Below are 20266 nucleotides of genomic sequence, written 5' to 3' on the forward strand. Positions count from 1 at the left end.
GCGCCACTTCTCATCGTCGACGAGGCGGGCGATGTGTGCCAGGGCCTCGCTCTGGGACGCCAGCAAGCGCCATTCGTCGTCGATGTGAGGTTCCCCCGCTTTGCCGGAGTGTCTGAACACTGGTTCGATCTTGAGGGCCAGGAAGGAAGGCACTGGTGCCCGCACCGAAAAAGTACCCCGATGAGCTGCGCGAACGAGCGGTTCGGCTGTATCGGGAGTCCGACCCTCGCCCGACGTTCCGGGGGCTCGCCGAGCAGCTCGGGGTGCATCACGAGGCCCTGCGCAACTGGGTCCGTCAGGCCGAGGCAGACACCGGCGAGCGCCATGATCGGCCGTCGACCGACATGCTCGCCGAGAACCGCCGGCTCGCGCGGGAGAACGCTGAGCTGCGGCGGGTCAACGAGGTCCTGCGCGCGGCGAGCGCCTATTTCGCCAGCGAGATCGGCCCGACCCGGAGGAAATCATGAGCTTCGTCGATGCCCATGATTTCCCCGCCGGTCTCGTACTACGGGTCCTGAACATCGCGGCCTCGACCTACTACGACTGGCGCGCCCGCCGCGCGAACCCCTCTCAGCGGCAGCTCGACGACGCCGTCCTGCTTGAGCAGATCGTGAAGATCCGCTCGGTGAGCGAGTTCGCCACCACCTACGGATCCCCGCGGGTGTGGCTGGAGCTGCGCCGCCAGGGCGTGCACGTCGGGCGCAAGCGCGTCGCTCGGATCATGCGCGAGCACGGCCTTCAGGGCGCGCACCTGCGTCGCGGCTGGAAGGGCGGCTCGACCTGGCAGAATCCGGCCCACCGCCCGGCGCCGGACCTGCTCGAACGCGACTTCACCGCGACCGCGCCCAACCGGGTGTGGGTGGCGGACCTGACTCGCATCGTCACCGGTGAGGGCGTGTTGTGGCTGGCCTCGGTGCGGGACGCGTTCTCCAACCGGGTCGTCGGCTGGGCCACCGACCCGCGAGCCACGACGGTGCTGGTGCTGACCGCGCTCAACCACGCGCTGCGCTCCCGGAGCCTGCGTCCCGGTCAGTTGATCTTTCACAGCGACAAGGGGGCCCAATACACGGCACTGCGATTCACTCAGCGCCTGGTCGACGCGGGTGTCGCCCCGTCGACAGGGTCCACAGGGGACAGCTATGACAACGCCCTCGCCGAGAACCTGTGGTCCACGCTCAAGATCGAGCTGCTCTACTGGCCCGGGACGGGCTTCGCGACCCGCTGCGAGGCCGAGCATGCGCTGATCCGCTACCTCGACGGCTGGTACAACCCGCGCCGGATCCAGGCCCGCCTCGGAGGGCTCTCACCCGACGAGTACGAAGACGACTATCGTCGCGCCCAGCGCGACGCCGACAGGTAACCCGCACTCCGGCAAACCGGGGGAAGCTCAAGGTAACCATTCAGGTCGGTGCTGCGTGGGGCGGTGGCCAGGGGGTTTCCGGTGATGGCGTCGCGGAGTGCGGTGAGGATGTCGTCGCCGTGTTTGGTGACGGTGGAGATGTAGCCGCGGATCCGTAGCCACGCCTTCGCGGTGGTCTCCGAGCGGTGGCAGCCGCTGATCTTGAGCTGGGTCTTGGTCGGTCGGACGTCGCGTTCGGCCTGGTTGTTGGTGAACGGCACGGCGAGGTCGCGCGCGAACAGCAGCACCTGGTCGTCACGGTCGCGCAGGCGTTCGAGCAGGTTACGGGTCTTGGATTGTCGGCGCCCGGGCACGCGGCGGTGCTCGGCGAGCCCGACCAGCAGCGCGTGGCGCCACGAGTCGAGCAGGGGGTCGACGATCTCGGCTGGGATCGCCGACAGGTGCTGCTCGCGGGCCTGGTGGGCGGCGGTGTTGAGCCCGTGCAGGGCGCGTAGTGCCTGCTCTGGCCAGTCCTGGTCGGGGTGCGTCTCGCCGGCGGCGACCAGCTCGCGGGCCAGGTGCGCCCCGCACAGGGCGTGCCGGGCCTGCGGGTAGGCGTCATAGACCGACAGCGCGTCGTGCACGACGGTTCCGCTGAACGCGGGCAGCACATCGAACTCGGCCACAGCGGCGCGTCCGCGGGAGGGGTGCAGGTGATAGGCGGTCAACTTCTCGGTGCCCGCGACGTGCAGCCACCACCGGGCCCCGTTGATGTTGCTGCTGGTCTCGTCGACGTGGATCACGTGCGCGAGCACGATCAGAGATTTGATCAGCTTCTCGACGTCGACCAGCAGCTCGGCCACGGTGGTCAGCACCGAGCTGATCCAGCCGGTCGACGGGCGCGCCCCGGTCACGTCGGCGATCAACTGAGCGGTGCGGGCGACCGGGACGTGCTGGAACACCAGCAGGTACACCGCCAGCGCACGCAGGTTCGGCCCGTAGACCGCCGCCGCGCCCACCCCGGCCGGAGCGGCCGCGGTCGTCGTCGCGCCACAGCCGCACCGCTTCTGGTGCAGCCGGTGCTCGACCACGACCGGGCGGATGGTCGGGATGTCGTGGACCTGGCGACGCACCATCCCGGCCACGTTCGCACCGGATAGTTCGGTGCCGCAGCCGATGCAGGCATCCGGGACGTGATCGACGACCTCGTCCGGGGCCACTGGTCTGGAACAACGCCGATCCGCCCGCACCGGGCTGTTTGCCGGGCTTGCGGCCGCTGCGCCGCCTGGCCATCCTCGACGGCGAGGCCGTGGGCGCGTCCGCCGAGGGAGGCTGCGAGGAGTTGCCCGAGTTGCGACCCAGTCGGCGCTTGAGCTCGGCGACCTCGCCCCGCAACTCCTCGATCGTGCGGGCCTGCGCCTCGATCAGCGCGAGGAGCTCCTCGCGCGACGGCTGCTGCGACCCGGACACCGCACATGATCAGCACACCGCCGACCTCGGGTCACGCACCGACACACCGGTAGATCATCGAGCCAGGACCTGAATGGTTACACTGGCAGACGGCAGGGATTCTCCCTGTTCTCGCACGTATGGATCGGTGCGCTTTTGCTCTTATCGCGGCTACTCGTATGGACTCTCGGAAATTCACGGTGCTTCACTCTACTCACCATTCTTGCCCGTAACCTGAACACTCGTTGGAGTGGCCGAGACGACCTGGAGGCTACCCTTCGAAAGGTACGGAATGTAGGCACGTCGCTTCCCATCCGCATCGCGTGCTTCGAGCAGACGCTGTGCTGCAGCATATTGTGTCTCTCAAAACGTCGGGCAGTAACTGCGCGTATCGGCATCGGCGTGGCTCCGCTCCAGTTTCACTCATGGGTATGTGATGCCGCGGGTAAGCCCATATTGGAGGAGCCGAATGTCGAGCGCTTCGTCATCCTATCCGAAGTGAACTTGCTTTCGATTAGAGGCGCGTCAGATTAAGAGGTCTGGTTAAAGAATGGATTCCCAGGATGCGGCAGGAAAAGCGCTAGTCGCACATACCTTGAGTTACTCGACGATCCAAGGTGGCGGGTTGTCGCGTTCGGATTTGCTGCGCGCCACCAAGTACCTGAGACCTCACAGCCGCCGGATCGTCCTGCTATCAGTTGCGGCGGGAACGGCTGCTGGCCTCGCTGTGCTCGCCCCCGTGCTCGCAGGGTGGGCGGTTAACTCGATTGTTTCCGGAGAAGCCGCGAGCTTGGTTATTTGGATATCAGTTGCGATCGCGGGTGTCGCACTCGCCGAGTTCGCGCTTCAGGTGATCTGTGACTGGCAAGCGGCGCGTATCGGTCACGATGTAGCTACTCGCCTACGCAGCGATGTCTACAACCATGTTCAGAACTTGCCAATGCAGTTCTTCAGCATCAACCGCACAGGCGGTCTCGTGAGCCGAATAAGTAACGAGGCGGCGTTTGCTCAGCGGTTGATCACTACTGTTTCGCAGACTCTAGTCACGAACTCCGTGATGGTTGTCATAACGTTCGTAACCATGCTTGCACTTTCACCCGTAGTGGCAGTGGCCGCACTGCTGCTCTTCCCCCTGTTTCTAGTTCCTGGCCGCTTCCTTGTTCGGTCTATAGCGCAGCTCCACTACCGAATGGGCAGTCAAACTGGCTATTTGATTAGTCAGGTAGAGGAGAGGCTCGGAGCATCTGGAGCGCTACTGGTCCGACTGATGGGCAGACCCGACGACGACTCCAGAAAGTTTGAGCGAACCGCGCAGAGTATGGCCAACCTCGGTGTGCAGATCGATACACGACAAAGTGTGTACGTGACATCATTGTCTTGTGTCTCAATGTTGGCGGTGGCCATGACCTATGGGTTGGGAGGGATTCTTGCTGAAGCTGATGCTGTAGATGCGGGCGTCGTAGTAACCCTAGGGTTACTCGTAGCGCGTCTTTACGTTCCAATCGTGAACCTATCCACGGTTCGAGCAGAGATGGCTACGGGACTAGCTAGCTTCAAGATGATTTTCGATGTCTTGAACGTCCAAGCAGAGCCAGGGGAGCCGAGAAGCGAGGACCGCCTGCCGGACGGACCGCTCGAGGTTCGTTTGGAGCGCGTGTCTTTCTCCTACCCGAGCCCTGCTGAACTTGCAGTCGAGGGTATTTCTGATCCTTCATACCACGATCAGGAATTCGCCATCCGCCCATGTGTTCTCCGCGGGCTAACCCTCACAGTGGGCGCGGGAGAACGACTTGCTCTGATCGGTCCCTCCGGGGCGGGAAAATCTACTATTGGAGCGTTAATTGCACGGCTTTACCAGCCTGACTCCGGTCGGATCGTCATTGGTGGAGTCGATCTTCGCCGGTTAGGTCGGGAGACCATCCGCAAGGAGGTGGGAATGCTTCCGCAGGACACCTTCTTATTCAGGAGTCAATAGCAGAGAATCTGCGAGTGGCTTGCCCAGATGCAAGCGACGATCAGCTTTGGCGAGCCTTGTCCGCAGTCGGCTTATCTGATAAGATCGCAGAGCTTCCAGACCGCCTATGCACGCTCGTTAGTGAACGCGGCTACCGCTTCTCAGGCGGAGAACGGCAACGCATCGCTATTGCTCGACTCCTGCTTTAGCGATCCACGTGTCATCGTCCTGGATGAATCCACCTCTAGCCTGGACGTACACTCTGAGCACAAGGTGCAACGCGCCCTGGAAAATCTGCTAAGGGATCGGACTGTCATCGTCATTGCGCATCGGATCTCCACTGTCACGACAGCTGATAAGGTCGCAGTCGTATCCGACGGGTGCATCGCCGAGTTCGGCCGCCCCAGTGAACTGCAAGAAGCATCTAGTGTCGCGTAAACGATGTTCTTTGACCGGGTCGGCAGTGGTTGAGTAGGTCGTCTGCGGGTTTGGTCCAGATGAACGGGTGGCAGCGTTCGTTCCAGCCGTCGATGAACCGGCCGATCGCGCCGATCAGTTCTCTGACGCTGCCGAAGCTGCCACGGCGAATGGCCTGGCGGGTGATGACCCCGAAAAAGACCTCGACCATGTTCAGCCACGATCCCGAGGTCGGGGTGAAGTGCAGGGTGATCCGCGGGTTGCGGGCCAGCCAGGCCTTCACTGCGGGGTGCTTGTGGGTCGCGTAGTTGTCCACCACCAGGTGCAGCTTGCGCCGCGGGTAGGCCTTCGCGACCTGCTTGAGGAACCGCAGGAACTCCTGATGGCGATGCCGCGGCAGGCACGCCTGCTCGACCCGCCCGGTCGCGACCTCTAACGCCGCGAACAGCGTGGTGGTGCCGTGACGGACGTAGTCATGCGTCCGTTTCTCCGGGATACCGGGCATGATCGGCAGGATCGGCGCTGTCCGGTCCAGGGCCTGGACCTGGGATTTCTCGTCGACGCAGAGCACGACGGCCTTGTCCGGCGGGTTCAGATACAACCCGACGATGTCGCGGACCTTGGCTTCGAGCTCGGGATCGGTGGAGAACTTGAACGTCTCGGACTTCCACGGCTGCAGCCCCCACCGCCGCCAAATCTTGCCGATCCACACGTGGGAGATCCCGAGCTCGGCACCGAGCAGCCGTGACGACCAGTGCGTGACTCCGAGCCGCTCAGGCGGCGGTTCCAGCGTGGCGAGCACGACCGCGACCTCGTCGATCACCGGCGGCCGGCCCGCCTTGGGCCGGTCGGCCAGCCCGGCGATCCCCTCAGCGGCGTAACGCTTCTTCCACCCGATCACCGTCGCCTTCGACGCCCCGACCAGTGTGACGATGTCCTTGACCGCCACCCCGTCCGCGGCCAGCAACACGATCCTGCCCCGTCGGGCCAGTCCCGCCGAAACCGACGAGGAACGCAGCCAGGACTCCAACACCTCGCGGTCGGCGGCCGGAACGTCCACGGTCACAGTCAACGGCACAGCTCATGATCCCGTAAACCAGCCCCTGAGTAAAGTAACCTAGTTACCGCAACACTAGCCTTTACGCGGAGACGCTACGCCGATCGGCGCTGAATCCCTCCGGGGAGGACATCCGGTCCATGTCGACGAAGGACGATCGGTGAGCCTTTTCCATCGTGATTCCGCAGGTCAGTGGTGGGTCTCGATCCGGTTGAGGACGGTGATCGCGGCGATGATGGTCCCGGCGTAGCGGGGGCAGCAGCGGAGCCGGTCCAACACGTGCCAGCCCTTGAGTTCAGCGACGGCTTGTTCGACTCGGCAGCGGATACGGGCGTGAGCGTGGTTCACCGCTTTCTGCCCGGTCGACAGACGATGTCGTGTCCGGTGACGCTTGTAGGGGGTCCGGATCGTCCCGCCGGCGCCTTGGTAGGCCTTGTCCGCCCAGGTCTCGATGTTTCGGCTGTCCAGGGTGTCGATCACACCGGTTCGGCGGGCGGCGGTCACATCGTGGGTGGAACCCGGTAACGGCGGTGAGGCCCACAACAGGCGACCGAACGGATCAGCGAGGACCTGGACGTTCACTCCATGGCGGCGGTGGCGTCCGGAATAGAAGCGGCGCTGACCGGCGACGCGGTCGATCGGGACCAGGGTCCCGTCCAGCAGCACCCAGGCCAGAGCCCCGATTCGATGTCCGACCTGGCCGATGTCTTCGGCCAGCGCAGCGAGCAGAGTCAGGGTGTCGTGAACGTAGCGCCAAGCGGTACTGGTCGCGATCTTGACCCCGGCCGCGAGACGGGCGTAGGTGGTCACCGTTGCGTAGATGCGCGAGGCCGAGCAGGGCCTGCTGACCTGCGGTGAGCCGCCACCAGCGTCCTGCCCGCCCACGCCGTTCCCGACGGATCATCGCGCTGAGCTGGGCAAGAGTATGAGTCGACAACGCGATCGCAGCAGGGTAGGACAACACGACGAGGCTCCCGGTCAGGATGGTCGATCTTGGACGACTGCTGCCCTCCCGGGAGCCTCACCCCACTACGCCCCCGACCCCTCAAAAAGCCGCTGACCAGCGAAATCACGACGGAAAAGGCTCCTGTTCGGCCGCTGCCGGGGACGGGCTTGAACGGCACGGTGAGCCGGTCGGCTTCGCCCTGGTATCCGAGGTCGGCCAGGACGGCGTGGGTGTCGTCGGTGAACGCGACCAGGGTGTCGAGCAGGCCGGGGTGGGTACGGGCACAGCGGGTGTCGTGCTCGCGGCCCGGTCGTACCGGGGAGGTCCACAACGGCCATCCGTCGGGTGCGGTGACGATCTGGATGTTGCCGCCGTGGCGGTGGTGCTTGCCCGACCACCACAGGTCCACCCCGGCGGTGGGCCCGATCGCTCGGCACCGATCAGTGGTGATCAACGTTCCGTCGAGACTCACGTGGGTGTGGCCGGCTGCGCGGGCGGCCAGCAGGGCTCCATGGAGCCCGGGCGCGGCCGAGGCCAGGACGTCGATGCCCTCGTGCAGGTAGCGGTAGGCGGTTGCGGTGCTGATCGTGTTGTCGGCCGCCAGGCGCGCCACACGGCTCGCATCGAGGAACCACCGCAGGACCAGGACCGCCTGGGCGACGGGGGCCAGAGCACGGCGACCGGTTCGGGTGCCACGGCGGGCACGTTCACCGGCCAGAAGCCGAGCCAGGGAGCCCACGGTGGGCTCCCCGATCGGGAGCACACCGGTGTAGCTGACAGGATCGTGCATGCAGGACCTCGGTGGTGGAGTCGATCTTTGGTCGGACCGACCTGATCTACCGGGGTCCTGCCTGTTCTCCTGCGACCTCGCCGTCTTCGGCGTGTCGACCGATCTGTCACCGCGCTACTGAGAACACCTCAGTAGAAGCGGCAAGATCCGCGCCACCGCGACCGACCCACTTCGCACGGAAACGACAGAACACCCACACACCACAACAGCACCCCTAATCAGACGAACACGCACATGGGTGCAATTCCAGGCAGCACCTGCCCTAAATAACACGCTCCGCGGCAACATATGTGCGATACGTATCTGATCTTGACAGGATAGTCCGCGACGTGCTGCACTGCAGAGCGTGAGCACAACGACGTACACACAACGCGCCATCACCGTGATCCTGGCCGCCGCGATCCCGATGAGCATGACCACCGGATTCACCTCCAGAGCACTTACCCACGTACCGCATTCAGCAGAACAGCAAGTCCAGGAATCTTTCGCTGGACAAGACAGCAAGAACCTCGAAGAAGGACTACGGATCATTGAGTCCATCCCAGACTCCGCGCTCGTCAGCGATGCCGCATGGGATCAGTGGAAGAAGACTCACCTCTCCGCGCCCGACCGGGCAAATGTCTGGGCATGCAGCTCGGCGATCGCCATCGCGATCGTCTCCAACGGCTTCGCCCCGGCGAAGATCCTCAAGCTGAAGACCGCGATCAAAGCCGCCGGAGGCGTCAAGAAGGTCGCCCAACTGGGCGTTGACGCCTTCAAGGCAGCGCGAGCGCGGGGAGAATCCGTCGGCGCGGCAGTCGCCGCGACTCAGGCCGCTATCGTCAAAAACGGTGGCGGCGTCGCCCAGGGCGTGCTCCTCGAATTCTTCTCGCTCAACGCAGTGGTGAGCGGATGCTTCCAATAGCCCCGCCTTGCCGCGCCGCCAGGACACTATCCGTCCGAGCGGATGACCATGCCCGCTGAACCCATCCGGAAGCCGTCATTCCTCACTGCCTTCATTGTTGTATGCGGCTGCGGCGTGGCGATGTATCTGTCCACACGCGTTTTCTCAGATGAGCCGTGGGCAGACTTGATGTTCTTCGGAAGCCTCATCCTTCAGGGCGCGGTCACGCTATGGTTCAACTTCGCAATCTACCGTAGAGACAAGGAATTCAGGCCGAGACCACGGAATCAGTAACCCTCGCCAGAACTGTTGCCCACCGAAAATATGATCGATTCCACTCCTTATCGTAACGAAGGGGGAACATGGAAGAGGACGTTCCGACAGGGCCTGGTGGGGTAGCGCCGCGTCCGGGGATCATAGCGTTGCAGGCGTTGCGGTGGCATCAGATCGCCGCCACGGCGGTCCGGTTCGTCCGGGCGAACCCGGTAGCGGTGCTGGTCCCGGCACTGCTGGAAGCACTCCTGCTGGTCGGGGGCGGTGTGTTGGCCGGGTGGTGGCTCCTCGACCCGGGCCCCGCCATCGCCGATGCCGCGGCAGCCGACCCGGCCGCAGCAGAAACCGCAGCGCAAGCCGCTCCCGTGGGGACTTCGCCGCAGGAGGTGTTGTTCACCCTCGTGCTGGTCGCGCTCTGCTTCGTGGTGACCCCGCCCACCTTGGGCGTCGTGCTGTCCACCCTGCGCCCCGCCGTCCTCGGCCGACCCCGCCTCACCCTGTCCCAGGCCTGGGCCACCGCCCGCCCTCACCTGCGGGCCCTCTACGAGGTGTGGGCGGTCGTCACCCTGATCAGCCTGATCCCGACCCTCATCAAGACCGCCGCGGCGGCCCCGTTCTGGGGCACCCCGGACCCCGCCGGCAACGGCGACACCATCAGCACGGTCGCCGGGATCCTGACCGTGGTAGCGGTCCTGCTGCTGATCTACGTCTCGGTCCTGATCGCCTTCGCCCCCGCCGCGATCGTCGTCGAAGGGCGCACCGCCGGGGCCGCGCTACGCCGCTCCTTCGACCTGGTCCACCGGTCCTGGTGGCGCTGCTTCGCCGTGCTGGCCGCGATCAGCGTGCTCATCCTGATCCCGACCACCCTGATCACCCTGCCTGCAATCGCTTTCGCCGCCGTGATCGGGATCGCCGGCCCACTCTGGGTCGCGATCGGCACCGCCGCCGCTGTGCTGACCGTGGTGTTCGGCCTCGGCTCCAGCTACGGCATCGGCGCGACCGCCCTGCTGTATCAGGACCAGCGCATCCGACGGGAGAACTACGCCACCGACCTCATCCGCGACGCAGCCCCCGAACTGTAGAAATGGAGCGGCCCGGGGACCGAAGCGTCCCCGGGCGAGGCAGTGTCCTAGTATTGCGGTAACTAGGTTACTTTACTCACGGGCTGGTTTACGGGATCATGAGCTGTGCCGTTGACTGTGACCGTGGACGTTCCGGCCGCCGACCGCGAGGTGCTGGAGTCCTGGCTGCGTTCCTCGTCGGTTTCGGCGGGACTGGCCCGACGGGGCAGGATCGTGTTGCTGGCCGCGGACGGGGTGGCGGTCAAGGACATCGTCACACTGGTCGGGGCGTCGAAGGCGACGGTGATCGGGTGGAAGAAGCGTTACGCCGCTGAGGGGATCGCCGGGCTGGCCGACCGGCCCAAGGCGGGCCGGCCGCCGGTGATCGACGAGGTCGCGGTCGTGCTCGCCACGCTGGAACCGCCGCCTGAGCGGCTCGGAGTCACGCACTGGTCGTCACGGCTGCTCGGTGCCGAGCTCGGGATCTCCCACGTGTGGATCGGCAAGATTTGGCGGCGGTGGGGGCTGCAGCCGTGGAAGTCCGAGACGTTCAAGTTCTCCACCGATCCCGAGCTCGAAGCCAAGGTCCGCGACATCGTCGGGTTGTATCTGAACCCGCCGGACAAGGCCGTCGTGCTCTGCGTCGACGAGAAATCCCAGGTCCAGGCCCTGGACCGGACAGCGCCGATCCTGCCGATCATGCCCGGTATCCCGGAGAAACGGACGCATGACTACGTCCGTCACGGCACCACCACGCTGTTCGCGGCGTTAGAGGTCGCGACCGGGCGGGTCGAGCAGGCGTGCCTGCCGCGGCATCGCCATCAGGAGTTCCTGCGGTTCCTCAAGCAGGTCGCGAAGGCCTACCCGCGGCGCAAGCTGCACCTGGTGGTGGACAACTACGCGACCCACAAGCACCCCGCAGTGAAGGCCTGGCTGGCCCGCAACCCGCGGATCACCCTGCACTTCACCCCGACCTCGGGATCGTGGCTGAACATGGTCGAGGTCTTTTTCGGGGTCATCACCCGCCAGGCCATTCGCCACGGCAGCTTCGGCAGCTTCGGCAGCGTCAGAGAACTGATCGGCGCGATCGGCCGGTTCATCGACGGCTGGAACGAACGCTGCCACCCGTTCATCTGGACCAAACCCGCAGACCACCTACTCAACCACTGCCGACCCGGTCAAAGAACATCGTTTACGCGACACTAGATACGGTCGGCAGTCAGGACGGTTAGCCCGGCCGACCTGCTCCGGTTTGATCCGTTCGCACTTTTAGCACTTTTGCACTTTTACGAATAAGAGCGTCCGGCAGTAGAGGTGGCCGTGTGTCGGTGTTGGTAGAGACACGGACCTGCAAGTGATCATGGGATTGCTGATGTCCTGATGGTCGCCTGGAGAGTCCGTGCCTCTACCTGCAACGACACCCCCACGACCTCATTTGCCGGGCGCTCTAAGAGGTCGTTTCAGAACGACTTGTCGAGTTTCCATTGACCCCTCGACGACAGATCAAACGGCAGGTCAGATAGCCGCTTGTCGTCTACAACAGACACGTCGACCTCGTTCTGAAATGACCTCTAAGAGCGTCCGGCAATTGATCGTTACCGCAGCCGGCGGGTGGTGGGCCTATCCGGCCAGCGGTAGCGGTTGCGGGCCGCGTTGATCAGTCTGCGGATCACGGTGAGTGCGGCGGCGAGGTCGAGGTAGAACGCGGCGATGACGGTGCGCCGGTCGGTGAAGCGGCGGAGCTTGCCGTAGCCGTTCATCCAGGAATGGGTGCGCTCGACCGGCCACCGCTTACCGACCTGGATCGGGGCGGGCCGGCCCTTGGTGGCGATCTGTGCGTCGAACCCGAGTCGTTCGAGCAGATCGCGGGTCTTGCCTGAGTCATAGCCCCGGTCCAGGTGCAGGCACGGTCGCTCGGGCCGCGGCCCGATCATGTCGTAGATCCCGATCAGGGTCGGTTTCAGCAACGGCGAGTCGTGGTCATTGGCGCGGGCGCTGATCAGGGGTCGCCGTAGTATCCGGGAATAATCGGGCGGATATGGCTGGGTAGGCTCCTGACCAGGGGGTTTCTGGGGTTCTGGTCGGGAGGTTGTCGGGTGGTCGCTCCGGTGTTCACAGACGTCGAGCTGGAGAGGCTGCGGCGGTTCCCGGAGATCGGCCGGGAGGAGTTGTTCCGGTTCTTCACGCTGGCCCCGGCGGACGTTGCGTTTGTTGATCCCGGTCGGGGCCGGGGCGCGGCGGATCGGCTGGGTCTGGCGGTCGCGGTGTGCTCGTTGTCGTGGTTGGGGTTCGTGCCGGATGAGGTGGCGTCGGCGCCGCAGGCGGCGGTGGTGCGCCTGGCTGAGCAGTTGCGCGTGGATCCGGCCGTGATCGGTTCGTATGGGCGCCGGGCGAAGACCCGCACCGAGCATCTTCGGCTGGCGGCGCAGTATCTGGGGTGGCGGCCGCCGACGACGCTGGAGATCAAGGAGCTCGACGAGTTCCTGCTGGCGCGGGCGATGGAGCATGATTCGCCGACGCTGCTGTTCCGGCTGGCGTGCGAGTTCCTGATCTCGGCGCGGGTGATCCGGCCGGGACCGGTGACGGTGGTCAAGCGGGTCGCCCACGCCCGCGAGGTGGCCCGGCAGGAGACGTTCGACCGGTTGGCGCACGAGTTCACCGACGCCCGCCGCGTCGGGCTGGACGGGCTGCTGGTGGTGGATTCGGAGATCGGGATGACCCGGCTGCGGTGGCTGGGGAAGGGGCCGGTGGAGGCCTCGCCCGCGGCGGTGAAGGCCGAGATCGCGAAGCTGGAGTTCCTGCGCGGAATGGACGCCCACGCGTTGGACCTGTCGGTGCTGCCGGCCGAACGCCGCCGGTTCCTGGCCACGGTCGGTCGCCGCCTCACCGCCCAAGCGCTGGAACGGCGGGAGCCGGAACGCCGGTACCCGATCTTGCTGACGTTGCTGGCCCAGTCGGCGACCGAGGTGCTCGACGAGGTGGTGGCGCTGTTCGACCAGGCGCTCTCGGCGCGGGAGAGCAAGGCCGCGCACAGGATGCGGGACTATCTGGCCGAACGCGCCAAGTCCGGGGAGGACCGCCAGGAGCTTTTGGACGCGATCTTGGCCATCGTGGCCGACCCGGCGGTGCCGGACGGCGATGTCGGCGGTCTGATCCGGGGCGAGCGGGTCGGCTGGGACCGGCTGCGTTCGGCGCAGTCGAGCGCGTTGCCGCCGCTGCCGCGCGATCACGGGCACCTCGCCGCGCTGGACGGCTCGTACGGGTACCTGCGCCAGTTCACCCCGAACGTCCTCGACGCCGTGACCTTCGCCGGCGGCACCGCCGCGGCCGAGCTGCTGGAGGCGGTGGCGATCCTGCGGGAGCTCAACGCCACCGGCGCCCGCAAGGTCCCCGACGACGCGCCGAGCGGGTTCGTCCCGGCCCGCTTCCGCGGCTACCTGGACACCGCCGCGGCGAACCGCAGCGCGACGGCGTATCGGCATTACTGGGAGCTGTGCGTGCTGCTGGCCCTGCGGGACGGGCTGCGCACCGGGGACGTGTTCGTGCCGGGCAGCCGCCGTTACTCCGACCCGGCCGCCTACCTGCTCACCGAGGACAAGTGGGCGGATCAGCGGGCGGAGTTCTGCCGACTGGTCGGCAAACCCTCCGACGCCGCCACCGGCCTGGCCGAGGCCGAAGACGAGCTGCACACCGCGCTGGGCAAGCTGGAAACGACGCTCGCCCACGGCGACGGCCCGGTCCGCCTGGACGACGACGGCGATCTGGTGATCTCCCCGCTGACCGCGGAGGACATCCCGGCCGAGGCGAGAGCGTTGAAGGCGGAGCTGACCGAGATGCTGCCGTTCGCGCCGATCGTGTCGCTGCTGATCGAGATGGACAAGCGCACCGGGTTCCTGGACTGCTTCACCCACGCCGGCGGCAAGCAGGCCCGCACGCGCGAGCTGAAGCGGAACCTGATCGCGGTGTTGCTCGCCCAGTCCACCAACCTCGGGCTCACACGGATGGCGGACGCGTGCGGGATCTCCTACGACATCCTGGCCTGGACCGCCGAGTGGTACGTACGGGAGGAAACGCTGCGGGCGGCGAACCTGGCGCTGATCGGCTACCACCAGCGCCTGCCGCTGACCCCGGTGTTCGGCACCGGCACGCTGTCCTCTTCGGACGGTCAGCGGTTCCCGACGCGAGGTAAGTCGGTCACCGCCAGGGCTCTGAGCAGGTATTTTGCGCACGAGGGCCTGTCGACCTACACGCACGTGACCGATCAGCATACCACCTACGGCACGAAGATCATCGTCGCCACGAAACGCGAGGCGCACTACGTCCTGGACGAGATCCTCGGCAACGCGACCGACATCCCGATCACCGAGCACGCCACCGACACGCACGGCGTCACCCTGGTCAACTTCGGGCTGTTCGACCTGCTCGGGTTGCAGCTCTCACCGCGGATCCGGGACCTGGGCAAGATCACTCTCTACCGGACGGGTGCGAAGGCGGCGGCCGAGACGGCGTTCCCCCTGACGGGGCCGCTGTTGGCTCGCAAGCTCAACACCGACCTGATCGCCGAGCACTGGGACGACCTGCTGCGCCTGGCCGGGTCGCTGAAGTTCGGGCACGCCACCGCATCGCTACTGGTCGGGAAACTCTCGGCGTCCGGGCGGCAGAACGCGCTCGCCGCGGCGCTCAAGGAGTACGGCGCGCTGCGCAGAACCGTCTACACCGCCCGGTACCTGTCCGATCCGGCCTACCGGCGCAAGATCTCCCGGCAGCTGAACAAGGGCGAGTCGCTGCACGCGCTCAAGCGGGACCTGCTCTACGCCCACGAGGGCATGATCCGCGCCCGACACCTGGAGGGACAGACCGAGCAGGCGTGGTGCCTCACCCTCGTCACCAACGCCGTGGTCACCTGGACGACCGAGTACTACGGCCTGGCCGTCGAGCAGATGCGCGCCGCCGGTCGCCGCATCGACGACGAGGTCCTGGCCCACATCTCCCCGGCCCACTCGGAGAACATCAACTTCTTCGGCGCCATCGAGGTCGACATCGACGGCGAACTCGCCCAACTCAGCCCGACCGGCTACCGACCACTACGTGTCCGCGACACCCTGTTCTGATCAGGTTCGCCGTCCTCACGACGCGACGCCCCCGTCATCGGGCAAGTTTCACTCACTGGCCAGCCACCACAGCACCCATCGTCGCTGCTCAGACCCACTGTCGTCTCTGGCAGCGCACTCCGTGGCCACTGCTGTCGAGACGAGTCCATGGTCGCTTCCGCCTCGATAGATTGAGACACGCGATAATCGCGGCTTATCTGACCTATCCCCACGAACCACGAGGTCACAGCCCTGCATCCTCCATATCCGCCCGAAAAATTCCGGATACTACGGCGCCCCCAGCTGGTCTCCTGGCTCTGGGTCGGGTTCCCGTTGGAGATGCAGCGGTACTCGGAGGTGTCGGGCCTTCCTCGGTAGGCAGCGATCGCCTCCTCGCACGCACCCCTGTTCGCGTAGGTCGCGACGTAGCTCCAGGTTGGAGACTGGGCCGGGGCAATGGGAGCTGCGACGGCGACCCCGGCACCGACCGACGTCAGCGTGGCGACCCCGAGTGCGAGGCCGATCATCGTGGACCTGAGAACCCGCATCGTCCTACTCCTCCTGCTTATGATCTTGGACCTGACGGAGGTTAGGAGCACGCTCCCGGGACCCCTCCCGGCTCGGCTCGGGGCTGGAGGGTCCTGCTGTGGTCGGAGCGCGGCCAGCTCATCAGATTCGCCCGATCCTCGTCCCTGACCGGTGCGGGTTTCAGTGGGTATGGCTCGACGGGAGGCCGCGGGCCTCGCGCAGCTCGCGGAGGTGCTCGCTCAGCGCTTCCCTGGCGGCCATCCGCGCCCCTCGTCCCGCCGGCCGGTCCCGCAGAACCGGCGACAGCGGCGCAGGAGGGGTGGGCCCGCTGCCGGTGCCAGTGCTCGCCCGCATCCGGCCGATCTGCACGGCGCGGATCTCGCCGAGGCGTCCCTGCCAGGGGCGCAGGCGGGCGCCGATGACCCGCAGGGGGTCCCGGGCGCCGGTGGTGACCGGTCCACGCGGTCGGTCGGGGTGGTCGGGGTGGTGTTCGAGTGCGTGGCGCAGCCCAGCGACGGTCGCGCCGGCCTCCCACCACGGCTTGAACAGCGACCGGGCACGCCAGATGTCGATCGTGCCCCGTTGTCGGCCTCCTAGGCCGAGAAGCGTAAGCAGGGTGAGGGTGGCTTGGTTCCTTGCACCGGGGGTGTCGGGGACGTCGTAGGGGTGCCACTTGCTCGCCTCGGTGACCTCCGACCGTCTGCCGCCCGACAAGGGCTTAAGACTCACGTGAGAAGTGGGGAGGTCGCCACTTTCATCCACAGTGGTCTGAGCTGGGTGTCCGTGTGTGTGGTCGGTCGGCGTGGTGAGCTGGGGGAGAGGGCTGTGGGTGACCAGGGCGTAGGTCGGTGTGCGGCCGGTGTCGGTGCTGAGGAACTCAGCACTGGCCCCGGCTTCGACGACGACGAGCAGGCCGCGGTCGCGGGCCCAGGCCAGGACACGGGACACGGTGCGGGCGGCGCGGCCGCCGGCGGCGCCGAGGCGGTCGGTGGTGAGCCCGGTGATCAGGCCGGTGTCCCAGTCCATGTGGCAGACCAGGCGGCGCAGGATCGCCGACCAGCTGGCGCGCTTGTCCGAGCGCCACTCCTCGTCGTCGACGAGGCGGGCGATGTAGTCGAGGGCCTCGTGCTGGGAAGTCAGTACCCGCCACTGGCGGTCGATGAAGTTGCGCCACCCAGGGTGCGGGGTGAACCCGCGGGCGTGTCGGGCGCGGGCGCGGGTGACACCGCGGGCGCGCGCTCGGGCGGTGGGAGGCAGGGCGCGGCTCGGGCGCCCGGGCCCGCTGGTGGGGCCCGCGGGCGGGCGGGCGGCGCGGCCGCGTGGCGTGCGTCGGGCCCCGGTGGTGTAGCGGATGCCGAAGTCGCCGGCGGGCGGTTGCGCGCCGAGGGGGAGCTGGTGGATGAGGCAGAGGTCGGAGGTGGGGCCGGAGGCCAGGGTGAACGCGCCGTGCTCGTAGCAGCGGATGCAGAACCCGGTCTCCGCCGCTGGTGAGCGGCGGTTTTCCGGGCATGACGAATTCGCCCCGTGTCTAAGGTGGTTGGCTCCCGGCCCAGGATGTATCCTGGACACGCGAAAGCGCCCCTTCTTCGCAGGTGGGGTAACGGCCCCGGTTCGCCGGGGCTACGGCATCAGGCGGGTGCAGGTCCGGCTGACGCGAGAACGATCCGAGGCGGTCTCCTGGCAGGGAGACCGTCTCGTTCTTTTAGGAGGCCTTGGTCAGGGGCTGCTCCGGGCGGTTGTACTGGACCGGGATCTGGCCCGGGATCTCGTTGCGGTAGCGCAGGCCCAGGTGGATCAGTGAGCCTGCGACGAGCGAGATGCTGCGGTCGCGTTCCCGGGCGATCTCGCGGACGACCTGGTCGTCGGTGAGAGGGATCCGGGCGGTGAAGTCTGTCGACTCGCTGGTGGGGACACGAAGAGGCAACTCGTCTGGGAGCTCGTCGACGTGCTGGAGCCCGATGTTGATGAGCTTTGCGGCAGTCTCTGAGACGTACCAGCCGAGGTTGGTGGCCAGCGTCTTGAGCGCAAGATCGTCGGCCAGCAGTACCCGTGGAAGAACCACTGCACGCGGGCCCTTCGACGGGCGCCCTGTTGGTCTTCTCGCCATGGCGATGATCCTGCCTGGTTTTCTGAAAGGGGAACAGCGCGACACGCCCGCCAACTTTCAGAAATTCTGGAGCGACATCGGGGCGGGCCCCCTCTCGTCGACGCTCAGACGCTGCGAGGTGGGTGACGATTTAGAGGTCATTTCAGAACGAGGTCGACGTGTCTGTTGTAGACGACAAGCGGCTATCTGACCTGCCGTTTGATCTGTCGTCGAGGGGTCAATGGAAACTCGACAAGTCGTTCTGAAACGACCTCTTAGGCCGCTCCTGCGATGAGTCGCCCCGCCAGCGTCGGCAGCAACGGACCCGTCAGCGCGGACGCAGACGCCGCTGGCGCGGCGGGCTTTGGCCGAGGCACGTCGGAACGACACCGTTCACGGTGTGGCCGCGTCGTCGCGAGTGGACTGACGCTCGACGCTGGAGAGGCGGGTGGGGATGATCAGGCCGCGGAAGATGCGTTCGTTGTCCGCCTGGCTGAGCCGATAGCGAGCGACGTCCTCGCTATCGGAGCTCACCCCAGTTCGTCTCGCAGCTCGGCAAGGCGACGGCTGTAGCTCCCACGGACCGCTGCGAGCTCCCCGGGGTACTTGGGCGACAGGACACGCTGCTGGTGCGCGCAGTCAGCGATGCGCGCTCGCAGGTCCTCGATCCGCTCGCGGTCAGGCACCGGCTTCCCGCCTTCTCGCTCGAGCAGGGCGACGTAGCAGGCGAGGACCTCGTTGATCGCTTCCTGCGCGGCTTCGTAGCTCACCGCGGTGTCGCTGCTCCACTGCTGCCGTGGGAGGTCGGCAACCACGTCTTCCGGGATGGTCGCCGTTCTCGAACTCACCATGGGCGGTCCCTAAGGTCGCAGGTGTTCGGGGTTGATGCCCCGGATGCCCGGGACGACGGGGTGTGGCTGATGAGCTGTTGCCGCTTCGGTGGCTCGGAAGGAATGGCCGCCCCGTCGTTCTGGACAGGCCTGGCCACTGATTCGGATCTGATGCGAACCGTCGCTGATTAGGGACCTGATGGCGGGTTGTCCACGGGCGTGAACTGCAACAACAGGAGTTTGTTCGTGGCGCGACGAGCAGTGGTCTGGATCGGGATCGACGTCGGGAAAAGGACCCACCACGCCTGCGCTGTCGATGCCGAGGGCAAGGTTGTGTTCTCCCGCAAGGTCGGCAACGACCAGGCCGCGATCGAAGCTCTGCTCGATCGGGCGTCCGCCGCGGCCGAGGACGTGCGGTGGGCGATCGATCTGACCAACAGCTATGCCGCGCTGTTGCAGGTCGTCCTCACCGCAGCCGACCAGCGGGTGGTCTACGTTCCCGGGCGGGTCGTCAACCGGATGAGCGGCGTGTTCCGTGGGGAGGCCAAGACCGACGCCCGCGACGCAAAGGTCATCGCCGACACCGCCCGCATGTCCGGCGCCGACCTCACCGTGGTTACCGCCACTGACGAGACCACTGCTGAGCTGCGTCGGCTCGTGGCCCACCGCGAGGACCTGATGGCTGACTGGGTACGCGGGGTCAACCGGCTGCGTGACCTGCTCGGGTCGATCTTTCCCGGTCTCGAGGCGGCCTTCGACTACTCCACCCGCAGCGCTCTGGTGCTGGTCACCGGGTTCCAGACACCGCAGGCGCTCCGAGACGCGGACACAGCCGGAGTGATCGAGTATCTGCACGCCCACCGGGCATGGGCACCAGGCATCCCCACGATGGCGGCCACCGCGGTCGCCGCAGCCCACGCCCAGACCGTGACCCTGCCCAGCGAGACGCGGACCGCGGTCCTTGTCGCCGGCCTGGCCCGGCGGCTGTTGGAGCTCGACCGGGAGATCAAAGACACCGACAAGCTGATCACCACCGTGTTCCGCACCCACCCGGACGCGGCGATCATCGAGTCGCTGCCCGGACTCGGCCCCATTCTGGGCGCGGAATTCCTCACCGCCACCAACGGCGGTGTCAGCAGCAGTATCGGCGCTGATGTCGGCTCCGAGCTGGGTGGCTTCGCCAGCTCGGGACGGCTGGCCTCCTACGCCGGCCTCGTCCCAGTGCCCCAGGACTCCGGCCGGATCAGCGGGAACCTGCGCCGCCCACGACGCTACAACCGCCGCCTGCGGCGAGTGTTCTACATGGCCGCGCTGTCCAGCCTCAAGGTCAACGGCCCGTCCCGGGCCTTTTACCAGCGCAAACGCAGCGAAAGAATGCTGCACACCCAAGCTCTGCTCGCCCTGGCCCGACGCCTGGTCGACGTCCTGTGGGCCCTGCTGCGTGACCGGAGAATGTTCACCATCACCGCACCACAACCCGCTACCGCGGCTTGACACCATCATTCGGATTCCTTCCCTCGCGGACCTCCAGCATATCTGCCGCACCTGTCACCTAAGGGCCGT

The 20266-nt window shown here is 66.4% G+C and carries 14 protein-coding genes and 5 pseudogenes; 9 read left to right on the forward strand and 10 right to left on the reverse strand.

Annotated features, from left to right (window positions below):
• Positions 1-155: 155 nt before the first annotated feature.
• Both KPF47_RS11780 and KPF47_RS11785 read left to right on the forward strand, forming a co-directional pair.
• The gene (locus tag KPF47_RS11780) at positions 156-467 is read left to right on the forward strand and encodes a transposase (RefSeq protein ID WP_224388530.1); all 312 of its coding nucleotides are present in this window, start codon (positions 156-158) and stop codon (positions 465-467) included.
• Entirely contained in the window at positions 464-1360 is an 897-nt protein-coding gene (locus tag KPF47_RS11785; protein ID WP_224388898.1) for an IS3 family transposase, read from the forward strand. Before KPF47_RS11780 ends, KPF47_RS11785 begins: the two co-directional genes overlap by 4 nt.
• On the opposite strand, the gene KPF47_RS11790 is transcribed toward KPF47_RS11785, so the two are convergent.
• Both KPF47_RS11790 and KPF47_RS11795 read right to left on the reverse strand, forming a co-directional pair.
• Entirely contained in the window at positions 1327-2589 is a 1263-nt protein-coding gene (locus KPF47_RS11790; protein ID WP_308015381.1) for an IS66 family transposase, read from the reverse strand. The two genes, KPF47_RS11785 and KPF47_RS11790, sit on opposite strands and share 34 nt — an antisense overlap.
• Before the next feature lies 1 nt (position 2590).
• A pseudogene (locus KPF47_RS11795) lies at positions 2591-2809 on the reverse strand (DUF6444 domain-containing protein); the annotation flags it as partial.
• A 135-nt stretch (positions 2810-2944) separates the two neighbouring features.
• Between KPF47_RS11795 and KPF47_RS40825 the strand changes: the two are divergent.
• Both KPF47_RS40825 and KPF47_RS11805 read left to right on the forward strand, forming a co-directional pair.
• On the forward strand, positions 2945-3322 hold the full coding sequence (locus tag KPF47_RS40825) for a lasso peptide biosynthesis B2 protein (RefSeq protein ID WP_224388902.1): 378 nt from the start codon (positions 2945-2947) through the stop codon (positions 3320-3322).
• Between the two features lie 16 nt (positions 3323-3338).
• Positions 3339-4951: pseudogene (locus KPF47_RS11805) on the forward strand (ABC transporter ATP-binding protein).
• Between the two features lie 215 nt (positions 4952-5166).
• Here the strand turns inward: KPF47_RS11805 and KPF47_RS11810 are convergent.
• The 3 genes and pseudogenes from KPF47_RS11810 to KPF47_RS11820 all read right to left on the reverse strand — a co-directional run.
• Complete coding sequence (locus KPF47_RS11810; protein ID WP_255659546.1) at positions 5167-6231, reverse strand: IS630 family transposase; 1065 nt, start codon at positions 6229-6231, stop codon at positions 5167-5169.
• 174 nt (positions 6232-6405) lie between these two features.
• Positions 6406-7180, reverse strand: a pseudogene (locus KPF47_RS11815) (transposase family protein).
• 148 nt (positions 7181-7328) lie between these two features.
• A pseudogene (locus tag KPF47_RS11820) lies at positions 7329-7977 on the reverse strand (transposase family protein); the annotation flags it as partial.
• Positions 7978-8298: 321 nt separating this feature from the next.
• On the opposite strand from KPF47_RS11820, the gene KPF47_RS11825 reads away from it, so the two are divergent.
• The 3 genes from KPF47_RS11825 to KPF47_RS11835 all read left to right on the forward strand — a co-directional run bounded on the left by KPF47_RS11825 (position 8299) and on the right by KPF47_RS11835 (position 11375).
• Positions 8299-8856 (forward strand): hypothetical protein, encoded by a 558-nt coding sequence (locus tag KPF47_RS11825; RefSeq protein WP_224388905.1) that lies wholly within the window; start codon positions 8299-8301, stop codon positions 8854-8856.
• 401 nt (positions 8857-9257) lie between these two features.
• The gene (locus KPF47_RS11830; protein ID WP_224388907.1) at positions 9258-10190 is read left to right on the forward strand and encodes a hypothetical protein; all 933 of its coding nucleotides are present in this window, start codon (positions 9258-9260) and stop codon (positions 10188-10190) included.
• 111 nt (positions 10191-10301) lie between these two features.
• Positions 10302-11375, forward strand: a complete 1074-nt coding sequence (locus KPF47_RS11835; protein WP_255659547.1) for an IS630 family transposase — start codon at positions 10302-10304, stop codon at positions 11373-11375.
• Between the two features lie 389 nt (positions 11376-11764).
• Here the strand turns inward: KPF47_RS11835 and KPF47_RS11840 are convergent.
• Positions 11765-12172 (reverse strand): annotated as a pseudogene (locus tag KPF47_RS11840) (transposase); the annotation flags it as partial.
• 105 nt (positions 12173-12277) lie between these two features.
• On the opposite strand from KPF47_RS11840, the gene KPF47_RS11845 reads away from it, so the two are divergent.
• The gene (locus tag KPF47_RS11845; protein ID WP_224386186.1) at positions 12278-15280 is read left to right on the forward strand and encodes a Tn3 family transposase; all 3003 of its coding nucleotides are present in this window, start codon (positions 12278-12280) and stop codon (positions 15278-15280) included.
• A gap of 687 nt (positions 15281-15967) precedes the next feature.
• Here the strand turns inward: KPF47_RS11845 and KPF47_RS11850 are convergent.
• From KPF47_RS11850 to KPF47_RS11865, 4 genes are all read right to left on the reverse strand, one after another.
• On the reverse strand, positions 15968-17356 hold the full coding sequence (locus KPF47_RS11850; RefSeq protein ID WP_224388911.1) for a hypothetical protein: 1389 nt from the start codon (positions 17354-17356) through the stop codon (positions 15968-15970).
• Between the two features lie 133 nt (positions 17357-17489).
• Positions 17490-17849, reverse strand: a complete 360-nt coding sequence (locus tag KPF47_RS11855) for a hypothetical protein (protein ID WP_075313129.1) — start codon at positions 17847-17849, stop codon at positions 17490-17492.
• Positions 17850-18266: 417 nt separating this feature from the next.
• On the reverse strand, positions 18267-18407 hold the full coding sequence (locus KPF47_RS11860; RefSeq protein ID WP_224388913.1) for a hypothetical protein: 141 nt from the start codon (positions 18405-18407) through the stop codon (positions 18267-18269).
• Complete coding sequence (locus KPF47_RS11865) at positions 18404-18724, reverse strand: hypothetical protein (RefSeq protein WP_224388914.1); 321 nt, start codon at positions 18722-18724, stop codon at positions 18404-18406. The genes KPF47_RS11860 and KPF47_RS11865 overlap by 4 nt, the downstream gene beginning before the upstream one ends.
• A gap of 225 nt (positions 18725-18949) precedes the next feature.
• Between KPF47_RS11865 and KPF47_RS11870 the strand changes: the two genes are divergently transcribed.
• The gene (locus KPF47_RS11870; RefSeq protein WP_224386790.1) at positions 18950-20197 is read left to right on the forward strand and encodes an IS110 family transposase; all 1248 of its coding nucleotides are present in this window, start codon (positions 18950-18952) and stop codon (positions 20195-20197) included.
• The last annotated feature ends 69 nt before the right edge of the window (positions 20198-20266 follow it).

Origin of the sequence: Pseudonocardia sp. ICBG1293 (genome assembly GCF_020131355.1) — a bacterium.
In the GTDB taxonomy this organism is placed as follows: Bacteria; Actinomycetota; Actinomycetes; order Mycobacteriales; family Pseudonocardiaceae; genus Pseudonocardia.